The organism is Arthrobacter sp. Soil_N43 (assembly GCF_057655195.1).
In genome coordinates this window covers 61,190-76,080 of the sequence record NZ_JBDGML010000106.1, presented here as the reverse complement: position 1 = coordinate 76,080, position 14,891 = coordinate 61,190, and the positions used below count along the sequence as shown (strand labels likewise).

The window sequence follows — 14,891 nt, the reverse complement described above, 5'->3', positions numbered from 1 at the left end:
GTCAGGCAGGCCACGCGGGCCGGCACTCTAAAACCAGTTCTTTTGACGTTAGAAGAGTCCGGCGTGGCCGTCAAGGCAATTTAGGTCCGATTGCTCCGGGCGATAGAATAAGGAAGCGGGCAGTGCAACTTGTTTCGCCGCACTGCTCCCCAGAGCGGCAGGGATACCCCGCCGACACTCCCTACACCAGCCCACAGAAAGCATCAATGCGAGTTCTAGCAGCCATGAGCGGCGGAGTTGACTCCGCCGTTGCCGCCGCCCGCGCCGTCGAGGCGGGGCACGATGTCGTCGGGGTCCATCTGGCGCTGTCCCGGATGCCCGGCACCCTGCGCACGGGAAGCAGGGGCTGCTGCACCATCGAGGACTCCCGCGACGCCTGGCGCGCCTGCGACGTTTTGGGCATCCCGTACTACGTGTGGGACTTCTCCGAGCGGTTCAAGGAGGACGTGGTCCAGGACTTCATCGACGAATACGCCGCGGGCCGCACCCCGAATCCCTGCATGCGGTGCAACGAGCGCATCAAGTTCGCTGCCCTGCTGGAGAAGGCCATCGCCCTCGGGTTCGATGCCGTGTGCACGGGGCACTACGCCAAGGTGATCAATGACGCCGACGGCAACCCCGAGCTGCACCGCGCCGCTGACTGGGCCAAGGACCAGAGCTACGTCCTGGGCGTGCTGACACATGAGCAGCTCAAGCACTCGATGTTTCCCCTCGCGGACACTCCGTCCAAGGCCGAGGTGCGCGCAGAAGCCGAACGGCGCGGGCTGTCCGTGGCCAACAAGCCGGACAGCCATGACATCTGCTTCATCCCCGACGGCGACACCGCCGGATGGCTCGCGGAGAAAATCGAAATGACCGCCGGTGACATCGTGGACGAGTCGGGATCCAAAGTGGGCGAGCACCCCGGGGCCAACGCCTTCACCGTGGGGCAGCGCCGCGGCCTGAAGCTCGGCCGGCCAGCCGCCGACGGTAAGCCCAGGTTCGTCCTCGAGATCCGGCCGAAGGAGAACAAGGTTGTTGTGGGGCCGGAGGCTCTTCTCGCCATCGATGAGATCCGTGGCATCAAGGTTTCCTGGGCCGGGCTGCCCATCGAAGAAGTGGGCACGGGTGCCGACTTCGACTGCTATGCGCAGGTCCGCGCGCACGGCGACCCCGTTCCCGCGAGGGCCCGGGTGGAGCGCGTTGCCGATGATGGCGGCGTGGAACGCGACAGCCTCGTGGTGACACTGACTGAACCGCTCCGGGGGGTTGCCCCCGGCCAGACGGTGGTGCTGTACCAGGGCACCCGGGTCCTTGGCCAAGCCACGATCGACGCCGCCCGCTCGCTGCAGCGCGCCGAGCTGAAGTAGCCCACTGTCGTGAAGTAGCCAGACCCCATCTCGGACCCCAGGACGGCCGGCGGATCTTTCCGCCGGCCGTCTTTCGTACCCGCGAGTAGCTTTCTAGCCTCCTTATGGTAAATTTTGTGTCTCATCTCACAGGATGCAACGTTTCACCGGGTAACCGTCTGATTCAATCAAGGCATCAGGCCAGCGCGCCGCCCGCACTATTCATGCCGGGCTCCGCGCGTCTTCATCGAACAGAAAGTTCACAGATGGCAATGAATAACAAAGCCGTGCGGAGCGCTATCGCGTTCGCAGGCATGTCCGCTTTCGCACTGACTGCCTGCACGGGCCCGTCCGGCGGCGGAACGTCCACCGGCGATGCCGCCGGTGGAACCATCACCTACGGGACCACCGACAAAGTAGTTACCCTCGACCCGGCCGGCTCCTACGATGCCGGATCGTTCATGGTGATGAACCAGATTTACCCGTTCCTCCTGAACGCCAAGCCGGGGAGCGCCGACGCGTCGCCCGACATCGCGGAATCGGCGTCGTTCACGAGTCCCACGGAATACACCGTCAAGCTCAAGCCGGACCTCAAATTCGCCAACGGCCATGCGCTGACATCCTCAGACGTGAAATTCTCCATCGACCGGGTGGTCAAGATCGCCGATCCCAACGGACCGGCTTCACTGCTGGGCAACCTGAAGTCCGTTGCAGCCAAGGATGATTCCACGGTTGTCTTCACGCTCAAGGCAGGCAACGACCAGGTCTTCCCGGGCGTTCTCGCCGCCAACTCCGGACCGATCGTCGACGAGGAGGTCTTTCCGGCAGACAAAGTCATGAGCGATGACGAGATCGTCAAGGCAAGGCCGTTCGCAGGCCAGTACACCATCGAGAGCTACAAGAAGAACGAACTCGTAAGCCTCAAGGCCAACCCGGACTACAAGGGCCTGCTGGGCAAGCCTGCCAACGACGGCGCCAACATCAAGTACTACGCCGACTCCAACAATCTGAAGCTGGACGTGCAACAGGGCAACATCGACGTTGCCGGCCGAAGCCTCACCGCCACCGACGCCGCCGACCTGGAAAAGGACTCCAAGGTCAAGGTGCACAAGGGCCCGGGCGGCGAGCTCCGCTACATCGTGTTCAACTTCGACACCATGCCCTTTGGCGCCAAGACATCCAACGCCGATCCCAAGAAAGCCCTCGCGGTACGCCAGGCCATGGCGAACATCGTGGACCGTGAGGCCCTTGCCACGCAGGTCTACAAGGGCACCTACCTGCCGGCATATTCGGTAGTGCCGGATGGCTTCGCCGGAGCGGTGCAGCCGCTGAAGGAGATGTACGGCGACGGCACCGGAAAGCCCAGCCTGGACAAGGCCAAGAAGGCCTTCGCCGATGCGGGGATCTCGGGCACCGTCAACATCAAACTCCAGTACAACCCGGACCACTACGGCAAATCCTCCGGAGACGAATACGCCATGATCAAGGAACAGCTGGAGAAGTCCGGCCTGTTCAAGGTTGATCTGCAGTCCACGGAGTGGGTCACCTACTCTAAGGCCCGCACGGCCGACGCCTACCCGGTGTACCAGCTGGGCTGGTTCCCCGACTACTCCGACGCCGACAACTACCTCACGCCCTTCTTCGTGCCGGGGAACTTCCTCAAGAACCACTATGAGAACCCGGCCGTCACGGACCTGGTGAAGAAGCAGCTCACCACCGTGGACAAGGCCGAACGCGAGAAGGTCCTCGGGGACGCCCAGACGGCCGTGGCGAAGGACCTCTCCACCCTGCCGCTCCTCCAGGGTGCGCAGCTCATGGTTGCGGGGGCCGACGTCAAGGGTGTTGAGCAGACGCTCGACGCGTCCTTCAAGACCCGGCTCGGAGTGATCTCCAAGTAGGTCCGTCCCTGCAGGATTCAGCCAGCCGACGGGGCGGGGCGCCAACCCGGCGTCCCGCCTCCGCGGCCACTGCATGCATGGCCGGCTCCGGCCGGGACCGCAGTGCACCCAAGACTTAGGTAAGTATGACAACTCTCATTGAGGCGCCGCCCGGCGACGCCGACGGACTGCTACCGTCCAAGAAGAAAACTGGCGGCGGGGGACTCGGCCAGTACATGATCATCAGGTTCCTCCTGATCATTCCCACCATTTTCATCCTGGTCACCATGGTGTTCTTCCTGATGCGGATCACCGGCGATCCCATCACGGCTGCGCTGGGTGGCCGGCTCCCCCCGGACCAACTGCAGGAGCGCATCCACGCCGCGGGCTATGACCGCCCCGTGTTCGTCCAATACTTCGAATATCTTGCACAGCTCGTTACGGGCAACTTCGGCACCACGCTCTCGGACAACCGCCGGGTGGTCGAGATGCTGGCCACCTACGGTTCGGCCACGCTTGAACTGACCGTCAACGCCCTCGTCGTCGCGCTGCTCGTCGGTATTCCGTTGGGCATGGTTGCGGCTCACCGCAGGGACCACGCCCCCGATGCGGTGCTGCGTGTCTTCGCCATCCTCTGCTACGCCACCCCGGTGTTCTTTGCGGGGCTGCTGCTCAAGCTCACCTTTTCGGTGTGGCTTGGCTGGCTTCCGGTGGCGGGGCGTGCCAGGACTTCCAGTGAACTGGCCCTCACGGGGCTGCAGGCGCCAACCGGGATCTATTGGCTGGATGCGGTCCGCAGCGGGAACATGGCCGCGCTGGGAGACGTCATGGCACACGCTGTCCTGCCTGCGGTCGCCCTGGGGCTGCTGACGGCAGGAATTTTCCTCCGGCTCGTCCGGACCAATGTGATCGGCACCCTCGGCAGGGACTATATCGAGGCCGGACGGTCGCGGGGCGTCAGTGAATACCGTCTCGTCACCAAGCACGCCTTCAAGCCCGCCCTCATCCCCATCATCACGGTGATGGGGCTGCAGATCGCGGTGCTCCTCGGAGGGGCCGTGCTCACGGAAACCACGTTCGAGTGGAAAGGCCTGGGGTACCAGCTGGTCAACTACCTGACCGCCCGGGATTTCGTGGCGGTGCAGGGCATCGTGGTGCTCCTGGCCGTGATCGTGGCCGTCACCAACTTCATCGTGGACGTCGTGGCCGCGCTGATCGATCCCCGCGTGAGGTACTGATATGAGCACCAATCCTCCCGTGGAGGCCAGCCTTGACCACAGGGCGCCCCTGATCAAGCGGCTTCCTGTCATTTCGCACTACAACAAGAGCGTGGGACTGCAACGCGGCATGCTGGTCACGGGCCTCGTCCTGACCGGAATTTTCCTCCTGACAGCACTCTTCGCGCCGCTCATCGCCCCCTACGGTTACTCGCAGCTGTCCGACGAGGCCGGCAGCTTTCCTGCGCAGCAGGCACCCGGCGGGAAGCACTTGCTGGGGACGACTGTTGGCGGTTATGACGTCTTTTCCCGTGTGGTGTGGGGCTCGCAGACCGCCGTTCTCGTCATTGTGGCGGCCGTGGTGCTGTCCATCTTTGCGGGCGTCATCCTTGGCCTGGTAAGCGGCTACCTTGGCGGCTGGCTGGACCGCGTCCTCGTGGTCATCGCGGACGCCATTTACGCGTTTCCGTCGCTGCTCGTAGCCATCGTCATGGCCATCGTCATCAGCGGCGGGCAGTCGAGCCTGCTCGGCGGGGTGCTTGCGGCGGCCATCTCGATCACCGTGGTGTTCATCCCGCAGTACTTCCGCGTCATCAGGGCGGAAACCATCCGGCTCAAAGCGGAGCCCTTCGTCGAGTCTGCCAAGGTGGTGGGTGCCTCCAATATCCGCATCATGAGCAGGCACATCTATAGAAATGCCACGCGGACCCTGCCCCTGATCTTCACGCTCAACGCCTCCGAAGCCATCCTCACGCTGGCAGGACTGGGCTTCCTGGGTTTCGGCATTGAGCCCAGCTCGGCCGCCGAATGGGGCTTCGACCTTAAGCAGGCGCTCGCAGACACAACCTCCGGCATCTGGTGGACGGGCGTGTTCCCCGGTCTCGCGATCGTCTGGACCGTGCTTGGCCTCACGCTCGTGGGGGAGAGCATCAACGACCTGAACGATCCCCGCCTGCGGGGACGCAGGAAGGCAGCCTCGGGCACCGGCGGCCCCGACTCGACCGCGGCTGCCCAGGCAGCCCTGCAAGCAGAATCGAGAGTGCTTTGACCATCAACCTGGGTCCGGATATGGACCAACACAAGCCGGCAGGGCAGCCCGTCCTGGATATCGACAACCTCAAGGTCACGTTCGCCACGGACGCCGGCGACGTCCACGCGGTCAAGGACGTCAGCCTCGAGGTACGGGCCGGCGAGGTGCTGGCCATCGTTGGCGAATCCGGCTCCGGTAAGACCGTCACCGCAAAGGCGATCCTCGGCCTGTTGCCGGAGACCGCCACCAGCGGCGGCGCCGTGCTCATCAACGGCACCAACATCATCAGCATCAGCGCCGCCAAGCTTCGGCAGGTCCGGGGACGCGACGTGGCGATGGTGTTCCAGGAGCCGTCAACGGCGCTGAACCCCGTCTTCACCGTTGGCTGGCAGATCGCCGAGGGCATCCGGGCGCATGGAGGCGGTCCCGGAGGCAAGCGCGTCTCCGCCAAGGAGGCGAAGGCCAGGGCCATCGACGCACTCCGCAAAGTGGGGATCCCCGATCCGGAGCACCGCGTGAACTACTACCCGCACCAGTTCTCGGGCGGGCAGAAGCAGCGCGTGGTCATCGCCGCGGCGCTTGCACTGAACCCCGGCCTGATCGTGGCGGATGAGCCCACCACCGCCCTGGACGTCACGGTTCAGGCGGAGATCCTGGAGCTCCTGCGGGATTTGCGGGACAAGTACGGGACATCCATCGTGCTCATCACGCACAACATGGGCGTCGTGGCTGACCTGGCCGACCGCGTCGTGGTGATGTACCAGGGCGACGTCGTGGAAGAGGCCCCCGCCAAGTCGCTGTTCGCCGAACCCCGGCAGGCCTACACCAAGAAGCTGCTGGCAGCCGTTCCCCACCTTGGCCGTCATTCGGCCTCCGAAGGGATGGTGGAGCGGGCCCATCAGGGCGGAAAGGTCCTGGTCGAGGCCAAGGGCCTCACCATCGAGTATCCCGGCCGGCTGGGCACACCCGCCTTCAGGGCCGTGGATGGCGTCAGCTTCACCGTCTCAGAGGGCGAGGTTTTCGGTCTGGTGGGTGAATCCGGCTCCGGCAAGACCACCATTGGGCGGGCGATCGCGGGCCTTAACCGGACTACCGGCGGCAGCCTGAACGTGCTGGGCTACGAAATGCTGCACCTCAAGGAGAAGACGTTCAAACCGCTCCGCAAGGAAATCGGTTTCGTGTTCCAGGACCCTGCGGCATCCTTCAATCCCCAGCTGACCATCGGGGACTGCGTGGCGGAGCCGCTCATCATCCACACGAACCCAACCCCGGCTCAGGCGCGCAGGCGCGTGGGGGAGCTGCTCGAATCGGTCCAGCTGCCGGCGTCGTATGCCGACCGGTTTCCGCACGAGTTGTCCGGCGGACAGCGCCAACGGGCGTCGCTGGCCCGGGCGCTGATCCTGAACCCGAAGCTGCTGATCGCGGATGAGCCGACGTCGGCCCTGGACGTTTCGGTGCAGGCGAAGGTCCTTGAGCTGTTCAAGGACATCCAGCAGGAGTTCGGGTTCGCGGCGCTGTTCATCAGCCATGACCTTGCCGTCGTGGACATGCTCTCGCACTGGGTCGGCGTGCTTTATAAAGGCAAGTTGGTGGAGCAGGGGATCGGCCACCACGTGATGGGAGCGCCGCAGCACGACTACACGAGGCGGCTGATCGCGTCACTTCCGGTGCCTGATCCCACCGAGCAGGCGAGGCGCAGGGAAGACCACCGGGCCTTGCTGGGCATCTAAACCGGAGCCCATTTATTCAGGAGTGCCCAAGAAATGCCAAAGGAGCGCCCGCCCTCATCGCAGCAGGGTGGGCGCTCTTTTCTTCTGCGGACATTTGGCCGACGCTATGCGGAAACCACCTTGATGTTGAACGGTCTATTGCTGCCTTGGGTGAGGAAAATCCGCAGCCAGAGCGGCAGCCACATCTCCATTCCGCGTGCTGCATCGAGGGAGCCCAGGTCCCGGATGTGCTCCGGCCGCCATCCGAACTCCGCGAGCAGCCCCTGCACCACTTCCTTGGCGTCCGCGTCATCGCCGGCCAGAAAGACGTCATGGTCACCGCCGGCCAGCCGCTCCGGTGCCACCATGACATCGGCACGCATGGTGTTCAGGGCCTTCACCACCCTGGCGGTGGGAAAGGCCCGCTGGATGGTTTCCGCCAGGCTGTCCGTATTCGCGATGGAGAGTGACGGCGGGAAGCCCGCCGAATGATCCAGCGGATTGGCCACGTCGATCAACACCTTGCCGTCGAGGTTCCTCGTGCTCGCCGCCGCCAGCACGTCCAGGGACACCGTGCCCGGCGTTGCATTGATCACTACCTCCCCGTCCGCAGCCGCATCGAAGAAAGTGGCGGCTTTGGCCAGCGGCCCGGCGCCGGCGGCCCATTGCACGGCCGCCTCGTTGGTGGCGGTCCGGGACCCCATGGTGACGGCGTGCCCGATCTCCACGAGTTTTCCCGCCAGGGTCCTCCCTGCAATGCCCGTGCCCAGCACTGCGATCCTCATGTCCAACCTCCGTCATCGGTCTGTTCCGGAACACTTACATTGTCCGTCCGGCGCCGGCACGGACGGCAGCTTAACACCGGCAGAGATTCCAGCCGTGCCCATAGACTGGGATCATGACCGAGCTAAACCATGATCTGCCTGACAGTGAGTCCTACGATCCCGCCGCGAGTTCGCTGGCCGGGCATGTGGATCCCGCAGTGATGGCGGAGCTGTTGTCGATCCGGTCCAGCATCGACAACATCGATGCAACCCTTGTGTATCTCTTGGCGGAACGCTTCAAGGCAACGCAGAAGGTGGGTTTTCTGAAGGCCGCGCACAGGCTTCCTGCGGGAGACCCCGGCCGTGAAACGGCCCAGATCGCCAGGCTCCGGCGGCTCGCCGAAGACGCCCAGCTCGATCCCGCCTTCGCGGAGAAATTCCTGAACTTCATCATCGGCGAGGTCATCCGCCACCATGAGGCCATCGCCGAGGACCACCATAATGCCGCCGGCCGGGGGGTCGGAGCCGAGAGTGGCGGGCCGGCCAGCCCCGCCGCAGGCCCGACGACGCCGCTCAACGCCTAAGCCGTGCCTGCAGCAGAAGAGCCCCAGCAGCGTGAGGTCACAGCCACCGCGCTCGGACCGTGGCCCGGGCAGGATCCGGTTGAAGCCACCCGCAGCATCCGCGGTGAACTTGGCAGCCCGCACCTTCCGTATCTTGCCGAACTGCCTGGCCGCGGAGTAGGCGCCGACGCCATCGGCCGTACAGCATCCCTCCTGGTTGAGATGGCAGTGGACGTGCAGCCGCACGGCTGGCGCATCGTTGACCGTCCGGGGCGTGACCTTATCCGGGCGAAGTCGGCGCTCTCCACCGACATCAACGTACTCGCGGACGTTGCCGGCGAAGAGGACAATCCGGCTCAGGACTTCAAGGTCCAGCTGCGGGGCCCGTTGAGCCTGGCGGCCGGGCTCCACCTGCACAACGGTGAGCGCGCGCTGATTGACTATGGTGCCCGTCGCGATATTGCCGCTTCCCTTGCCGCCGGAGTGGGGGAGCACCTGGCCCGGGTAGGGGGTGCTGTTCCCGGCGCCCGGCTGGTGGTCCAGCTTGACGAACCGGACATCGCCTCCGTGCTGGGCGGCACCATTCCTACGTCCAGTGGCTACCGGACGCTGCGTTCGGTTCCAGGCCAGGAGGTGTCGGAACTTTGGCGCGTTGTGGTTGACGCACTCCGCGCCGCCGGCGCCGCCGAGGTGGTCATTTCGGTGCCCGAAATTGAGGCGCCGATTGATCGGATCCTCGCGGCCGGTGCGGACGGCATCGCCGTTCCCCTCAAAGCGCTCACGTCACGCCAATGGGAGCAGTTGGCCGAGGCCGTTGAGGCGGGCAAACGACTGTGGGCGGGTGCCCTGGCCGTGGAAAACCCCGCGGCGGACCTTGCGAAGGCCAGCGAGGTTGCCGACGCGGTGTGGCGTCCCTGGCGGCAGCTCGGTCTACCTGCGGCAGCGCTGCGCACGCTCAGGATTACCCCGTCCGGTGGGCTCGACACGTTTACGCCCACGGGCGCCACCGCCGTGCTCACGCGGCTGACCCACGCTGCCGACGCCCTGAACCAGTTGGCGCTGGGCTGAAGGACCGCCGGTCCGTCAGCTCCGCTGTTCCCAGCGATCGGGAGCGGCATATCCAGGCAGGAAACCCGGCGTCGCGTTGCCCTCCGGATACGATTCAAGCCGGTAGTCGAAGTGCCCGGCATAGACCAGCACCAGTCCGACCTGCGGCTGGATCACCTTCACCTGGATGCGGTGACGGCCACGGTCCCCGTCTGACGGCTCCCACCACTGCTCGGCGTAGGCCTTGGCGTCGAGTGCAGCAGGCAGCGGCAGGCGGAGCGGACCCAGGAACAGCCGGGATGCTCCGGAGACGCCGCGGAGCCTGCCCTCCGGGGTCGCGCTCAGGTTGAGGTCTGTGACCAGCCGGCGGTACCTGCCCACATAGTCCACGAGCCTGGCCTGCCCGCCGGAAACACCGGACGCCGCCGAAGACACGCTGGTGGTGTCCTGAAAGATCCTGGTGCGGCCGGGAAAGAAAATCTCCCGCCGGGCGGTCAGGCTGGAGCGGCCGAACGGGTCCAGATGCGCATGGTTTTCGATCCGGAACGGCACGCTTTCGCCGTATTCGGGGAAAAATGCCTGTTCTCCTGCCGTCATCCGGAGCAGCGGCCGCAGCCATTGTTGCCGGCACCCGACGACGTCAAAGGTGCCTTCGCCCACACCATACGTGCCTGAACCCGGGGTGAGCGAAAAGTAGTCCTGGAGTTCAGGCTGCAGCCGGGCGAACCCTGCCCCCATAGCCTGTTCGTAGATCGGCATGGTCATTGGAACCTCCTGATGGGCTTGCCGTGTCCTGCTGCATCCTAGCGGGCTGCACCGCTGGCCCGTGCCACGGCCCCTGCCGAAAATGCCGCCGCGCCGCCATGCCGAGGATGCCGTCAATAGGACAAAGCAAGGGCAATAAGGGAATATATAACTATGAAGGCACGCATTCTGGTAGTGGACGATGACGAGGCATTGGCTGAAATGATCGGCATTGTTTTGCGCAATGACGGCTTCGAGCCGGTCTTTTGCGCGGACGGCGGGCAGGCCCTGGATATCTTCCGCTCCTCGAAGCCGGACCTCGTGCTGCTAGACCTGATGCTTCCGGGGACAGACGGCATCGAGGTATGCCGCCAGATCCGGTCGGAGTCCGATGTCCCGATCGTCATGCTGACTGCCAAGTCGGACACCTCGGACGTCGTCCGGGGCCTGGAATCCGGTGCCGACGACTACGTGCCGAAACCCTTCAAGCCGGCTGAACTGGTGGCCCGCGTCCGGGCCCGGCTCCGGCCCGGCGACCAGAAGGCCCCGGAGACGCTCCGCATCGCGGACGTCACCATCGACGTCGCGGGCCACGCCGTGAGCCGCGGCAGCGAGCGGATCTCACTGACGCCGCTGGAGTTTGACCTGCTGGTCGCCCTGGCACGCAAACCCTGGCAGGTTTTCACCCGCGAGCTGCTCCTGGAACAGGTTTGGGGCTACCGCCACGCAGCGGATACCCGGCTGGTCAACGTCCATGTCCAGCGTCTGCGGTCGAAGATTGAACGTGATCCGGAAGCGCCGGAAGTAGTATTGACGGTTCGTGGTGTCGGCTATAAAGCAGGTTCCTGAACCCCAGGGCCAGAATCCCTCCGAAGCCCCCGAGGGCCCCGGCGGATCTGACACGCCGCGCGGCACCGACGGCCCCCACGCGCAGGCTGCCCACCCAACTGCCGGGCACACTGCTCCCGGGCACACCGCTCCGGAACACACCGCTCCGGAGCATACCGACGCCCTTTCAAGCGGCTTGGCCGGGTTGCCGCTGCGCGTGCGGATCTGGAAACGGCGCGCCCTCATCGTCTCGCTGCGCGTCCTGCGGCTCGTGCGTACAGGGCTGGACAAGGTCTTTCCCGGGATCCGGTTCCTGCTGCGCGCCCTCCAGCGCAGGTGGCGGCGTTCCCTGCAATTCAGGACAGTCCTGACCACCCTGCTGCTGTCAATGAGTTCCTTTGCGATCGTGGGGGCGTACCTGTCCAACCAGATTGCCAACAACCTCTTCCAGGAGCGGCTGACGCAGGCGGAGTCGGAGACCCGGTACAACGTCAAGCAGGTGCAGGATACGTTCGACGGCGCCCAGGTCACCGACCAGTCCAGCGTGATCACCCTCGTCTATGACACCTTGAATGCCGTCGAAGGCAGAGGATCCGTGATCCAGCGGCGCTACGTCTTTGAGGCGATGCCCGAACAAACAAAGCCCCGGAACCGGTGGGTGGAGTCTCGGGCTTCAGACCAGCTGACCGTCAGCGTCATTCCCAAGGATCTTCGGGCCGCCGTCCAGGACTCGGGTAAAGACCAGTTCTGGGCGTCCATGCAGTTCCCGGTGGGCACCGAGGACCGTCCTGGCATCGCCGTCGGCAACAAGGTGACATTCAACGGCACCGTCTACGAGCTCTACCTGATCTACGACCTGGACACCGCCCAGCAGACCCTGGACGAGATCCAAAACGTCCTGTGGGCTGGCGGCGCCGCCCTGATCATCATGATTGGCGGCATCGCGTGGTACGTCACGCGGAATGTGGTCAGCCCCGTCAGCCATGCTGCTGTCGTGTCCGAAAAGCTCGCGGCCGGACAACTGCAGGAGCGGATGGTGGTCAAGGGCGAGGACGAAGTGGCGCGGCTCGGGGCGTCCTTCAACCACATGGCGGCCAGCCTCCAGGAGCAGATCACCCAGCTTGCCACGCTGTCGCAGATGCAGCAGCGGTTCGTCTCCGACGTTTCCCACGAGCTGCGGACCCCGCTGACCACCGTGCGAATGGCAGCTGAGGTGCTGTACGACGCCCGCGACGATTTCGACCCCATTAACAAGAGGTCAGCGGAGCTGCTTTACAACCAGGTTGAACGCTTCCAGTCCCTGCTCGCTGACCTGCTCGAGATCTCCCGCTTTGACGCCGGCGTTGCCATGCTGGACGCGGAGGCCACGGATATCGTGCAGCTCGTTTCCCATGTCATGGAGGGCGCCACGCCAGTGGCCGAGGAGTACGGTTCGGCCATGACGCTGAACGCCCCGGAGGGAAGCATCGTGGTGGAGATGGACGCCCGGCGGATCGACCGCATCCTCAGGAACCTCGTGCTGAACGCCCTCGAGCACGGTGAAGGGAAGCCGGTGAACATCTCAGTGGCGTCCAACGCGACCGCGGTAGCCGTCACCGTCCGTGACCACGGCATCGGCATGACTCCGGCCGAAGCGGCCAGGGTCTTCGACCGATTCTGGCGCGCGGACCCTGCCAGGGCCAGGACCACAGGAGGCAGCGGCCTCGGCCTGTCCATCGCCACAGAGGACACCAAGCTGCACAGCGGGTGGCTGCAGGCCTGGGGAAACAAGGGTGTCGGCTCCAACTTCCGGCTCACCCTTCCCCTGAAACAGGGCGGCACGATCACGAAGTCACCGCTGCAGCTTGAACCCGCGGATGTCGCCCTGCCCGGTGCCGTTGACCGCACCGTCCTCGTACTGGGCAATCCGGAAACGGACGGAATCCCCGAGGGGCAGCAGGGAACGGCAGCGCCCCGCGAAACTGACGCCGCGCCCGCCGGCGACGTTGCCCCGGAAAGAGCCGCCACGGGGGAGAGGTCATGAGGGTGAGGCCGTCGGCGGTGCGCCGCTTAGGGGCGGCGATCACCGCCGTCGTACTTCTTTTCGTGGCGTCGTGCGCACAGATCCCCCGGTCTGGTCCGGTGGGAAAGAGCACCGATGAGAGCGCGGGAAATCCCAACGCGCCCGTCTTCTTCCCCGTTGCGCCCCGCACCGGGTCCAGCCCGGAAGCAGTCATCGAGGATTTCTATCTGGCGGGCAGCGGCTACGAGGATGACTACGCCGTGGCACGCCAGTACCTCACCCAGGCGTCGTCGGTCGCTTGGAAGCCCGACCAGCGCACGCTGGTTTTCCGTTCCGAGCGGGTGGTGAGGACCGGCGTCGAGGGGGTCTTCAACTACGAACTGGATGTTGCCTATTCCGTGGACGCCGACGGCGTGGCCACCCAGATGCCGGAAGGCACCAAGGAGAGCATCCCTGTCACGCTGGCCCAGGTCGACGGGGAGTGGAGAATATCCAAGCTTCCGGACGGCACCGCCATCCCCGAAGAGACGTTCAAGGTTATCTACGGCGCCTATCCCATCTACTTTTATGACCCCACGTTCACCTATGCCGTCCCCGACGTGCGTTGGTTCATCAAGAAGAAGACCGTCAAGTCGATGACCAGCGCCCTGCTGGGCGGGCCGGCACCGTATCTCAAGGGCGCCGTGGTCAGCGCCTTCCCGTCTGGAATGAAGCTGGCGCGGGAATCCGTGCCTGTTGTCTCGGGAGCAGCCCAGGTGGATCTGTCCGCCAAGGAACTCACCGAAGCCTCCACTGAAGACAGGCTGAGGATGCAGACCCAGCTGGCCCTGACGTTCCGCAGCCAGCCGGACGTCATCAACGTGGAGCTCCGGGCCAACCAGGACCTGGTGCGCGTTGAGGACAACGGATCGGTGCTGCCGCCGGTTCAGAACAGGAATGTTCCGGCCCGCCAGATCGCCATCAGCAACAACGAGCTGGTGCGCTACGAGAACAACAGAATTTCGCCGCTGCCCGACATGCAGTCCGTTGCGGGGCTGAAGCCCCGGGCGCCGGCCGAATCGCCGGTCTCGCAGTCCGTGGCGTTCCTGGACAGCACCCGGAGCACGTTGTATTCCATGGTTCCGGGGCAGGCCCCGCGGGCCCTGATCACCCGGCGCACGCTGTCCCGCCCGTCCTTCGGCCTGCAGGACTGGGTCTGGACTGCGGGGCCCGGCGCGCAAGGAGTCACCGAACTCACGGCATTCCGCCCCACCGGAATAGCGCAAGGTTCCACCGTGCCGTCCGTGACGCTGACTCCGTCCTGGCTGGCAGGCCGTACCGTGAACGATTTCCGCATCTCGCGGGAGGGCGTGCGCGCGCTGGTCATTTCCGAACAGAACGGTGTGACCCGGGTGCAGGTGACCGGCATCATTCGAGGCGCCGACGGGACCCCCAAGGAGTTGACGTCGCCGATCACCCTGCAGTCGAGCACCAGCCCGGACCAAGGTGTCTGGGTCAGTGACACGACGGTAGCGGTGATGGACGGCTCAGTCTCGGCGAACGTCGCTCCCGAACTGCTTTCCCTGACGTCCACCCAGCCACAGAAGCTCGCGCCGTGGCGCGGTTTGGTGTCCCTCAGCGCCGGGAACGGATCCGAGGAAATTTACGCCCAGTCCGCGGACGGCATCTTCCAGAGGCTGGGAAACGGCTGGTCACCGCAGCTGAAGGGACCCACGGACCCCTCGTTCCCGGGCTGATTAAGGTTCCCCGGCTGATTCCGGAGTTTTCCACAAGGGCGCGGGA

General features: G+C 65.1%; 12 protein-coding genes. 10 read left to right on the top strand and 2 right to left on the bottom strand.

Features of this window, described 5'->3' with window-relative positions; all coding sequences use genetic code 11:
- Positions 1-206 precede the first annotated feature (206 nt).
- The 5 genes from mnmA to AC3A3W_RS15005 all read left to right on the top strand — a co-directional run bounded on the left by mnmA (position 207) and on the right by AC3A3W_RS15005 (position 7,182).
- Positions 207-1,349 (top strand): tRNA 2-thiouridine(34) synthase MnmA, encoded by a 1,143-nt coding sequence (gene mnmA, locus AC3A3W_RS15025; RefSeq protein ID WP_487443824.1) that lies wholly within the window; start codon positions 207-209, stop codon positions 1,347-1,349.
- Between the two features lie 245 nt (positions 1,350-1,594).
- Positions 1,595-3,226, top strand: coding sequence for an ABC transporter substrate-binding protein (locus tag AC3A3W_RS15020; RefSeq protein WP_487443823.1), 1,632 nt, complete (start codon positions 1,595-1,597; stop codon positions 3,224-3,226).
- Between the two features lie 125 nt (positions 3,227-3,351).
- Positions 3,352-4,443: an ABC transporter permease gene (locus tag AC3A3W_RS15015; RefSeq protein WP_487443822.1), complete on the top strand. Its 1,092-nt coding sequence runs from the start codon at positions 3,352-3,354 to the stop codon at positions 4,441-4,443.
- A 1-nt stretch (position 4,444) separates the two neighbouring features.
- Positions 4,445-5,470, top strand: coding sequence for an ABC transporter permease (locus AC3A3W_RS15010; protein WP_487443821.1), 1,026 nt, complete (start codon positions 4,445-4,447; stop codon positions 5,468-5,470).
- Positions 5,471-5,490: 20 nt separating this feature from the next.
- Positions 5,491-7,182: an ABC transporter ATP-binding protein gene (locus tag AC3A3W_RS15005; protein WP_487443820.1), complete on the top strand. Its 1,692-nt coding sequence runs from the start codon at positions 5,491-5,493 to the stop codon at positions 7,180-7,182.
- 104 nt (positions 7,183-7,286) lie between these two features.
- Here the strand turns inward: AC3A3W_RS15005 and AC3A3W_RS15000 are convergent, their stop codons facing one another.
- On the bottom strand, positions 7,287-7,946 hold the full coding sequence (locus AC3A3W_RS15000) for an NADPH-dependent F420 reductase (RefSeq protein WP_487443819.1): 660 nt from the start codon (positions 7,944-7,946) through the stop codon (positions 7,287-7,289).
- Between the two features lie 113 nt (positions 7,947-8,059).
- Between AC3A3W_RS15000 and AC3A3W_RS14995 the strand changes: the two genes are divergently transcribed.
- Entirely contained in the window at positions 8,060-8,509 is a 450-nt protein-coding gene (locus tag AC3A3W_RS14995; protein WP_487443818.1) for a chorismate mutase, read from the top strand.
- Between the two features lie 3 nt (positions 8,510-8,512).
- A complete protein-coding gene (locus tag AC3A3W_RS14990; RefSeq protein WP_487443817.1) occupies positions 8,513-9,556 on the top strand; it encodes a uroporphyrinogen decarboxylase/cobalamine-independent methonine synthase family protein in 1,044 nt (347 codons plus the stop codon).
- 15 nt (positions 9,557-9,571) lie between these two features.
- Here AC3A3W_RS14990 and AC3A3W_RS14985 read toward each other — a convergent pair whose 3' ends face one another.
- Positions 9,572-10,300 (bottom strand): DUF4166 domain-containing protein, encoded by a 729-nt coding sequence (locus AC3A3W_RS14985; protein WP_487443816.1) that lies wholly within the window; start codon positions 10,298-10,300, stop codon positions 9,572-9,574.
- 153 nt (positions 10,301-10,453) lie between these two features.
- On the opposite strand from AC3A3W_RS14985, the gene mtrA reads away from it, so the two are divergent.
- The 3 genes from mtrA to AC3A3W_RS14970 are packed head-to-tail and all read left to right on the top strand — an operon-like array spanning position 10,454 to position 14,845.
- Positions 10,454-11,128: an MtrAB system response regulator MtrA gene (gene mtrA / locus AC3A3W_RS14980; protein ID WP_205655381.1), complete on the top strand. Its 675-nt coding sequence runs from the start codon at positions 10,454-10,456 to the stop codon at positions 11,126-11,128.
- The gene (gene mtrB / locus AC3A3W_RS14975) at positions 11,103-13,130 is read left to right on the top strand and encodes an MtrAB system histidine kinase MtrB (protein WP_487443877.1); all 2,028 of its coding nucleotides are present in this window, start codon (positions 11,103-11,105) and stop codon (positions 13,128-13,130) included. The genes mtrA and mtrB overlap by 26 nt, the downstream gene beginning before the upstream one ends.
- A complete protein-coding gene (locus AC3A3W_RS14970; protein WP_487443815.1) occupies positions 13,127-14,845 on the top strand; it encodes an LpqB family beta-propeller domain-containing protein in 1,719 nt (572 codons plus the stop codon). Before mtrB ends, AC3A3W_RS14970 begins: the two co-directional genes overlap by 4 nt.
- The last annotated feature ends 46 nt before the right edge of the window (positions 14,846-14,891 follow it).

Excerpts from the sequence above, each read along its gene's own strand:
- mnmA (WP_487443824.1), top strand. The coding sequence starts at position 207 with ATGCGAGTTCTAGCAGCCATGAGCGGCGGAGTTGACTCCGCCGTTGCC.
- AC3A3W_RS15005 (WP_487443820.1), top strand. The coding sequence starts at position 5,491 with ATGGACCAACACAAGCCGGCAGGGCAGCCCGTCCTGGATATCGACAAC.
- AC3A3W_RS15000 (WP_487443819.1), bottom strand. The coding sequence starts at position 7,946 with ATGAGGATCGCAGTGCTGGGCACGGGCATTGCAGGGAGGACCCTGGCG.
- AC3A3W_RS15015 (WP_487443822.1), top strand. The coding sequence starts at position 3,352 with ATGACAACTCTCATTGAGGCGCCGCCCGGCGACGCCGACGGACTGCTA.
- AC3A3W_RS15010 (WP_487443821.1), top strand. The coding sequence starts at position 4,445 with ATGAGCACCAATCCTCCCGTGGAGGCCAGCCTTGACCACAGGGCGCCC.
- AC3A3W_RS14985 (WP_487443816.1), bottom strand. The coding sequence starts at position 10,300 with ATGACCATGCCGATCTACGAACAGGCTATGGGGGCAGGGTTCGCCCGG.
- AC3A3W_RS14970 (WP_487443815.1), top strand. The coding sequence starts at position 13,127 with ATGAGGGTGAGGCCGTCGGCGGTGCGCCGCTTAGGGGCGGCGATCACC.
- mtrA (WP_205655381.1), top strand. The coding sequence starts at position 10,454 with ATGAAGGCACGCATTCTGGTAGTGGACGATGACGAGGCATTGGCTGAA.
- AC3A3W_RS15020 (WP_487443823.1), top strand. The coding sequence starts at position 1,595 with ATGGCAATGAATAACAAAGCCGTGCGGAGCGCTATCGCGTTCGCAGGC.
- AC3A3W_RS14995 (WP_487443818.1), top strand. The coding sequence starts at position 8,060 with ATGACCGAGCTAAACCATGATCTGCCTGACAGTGAGTCCTACGATCCC.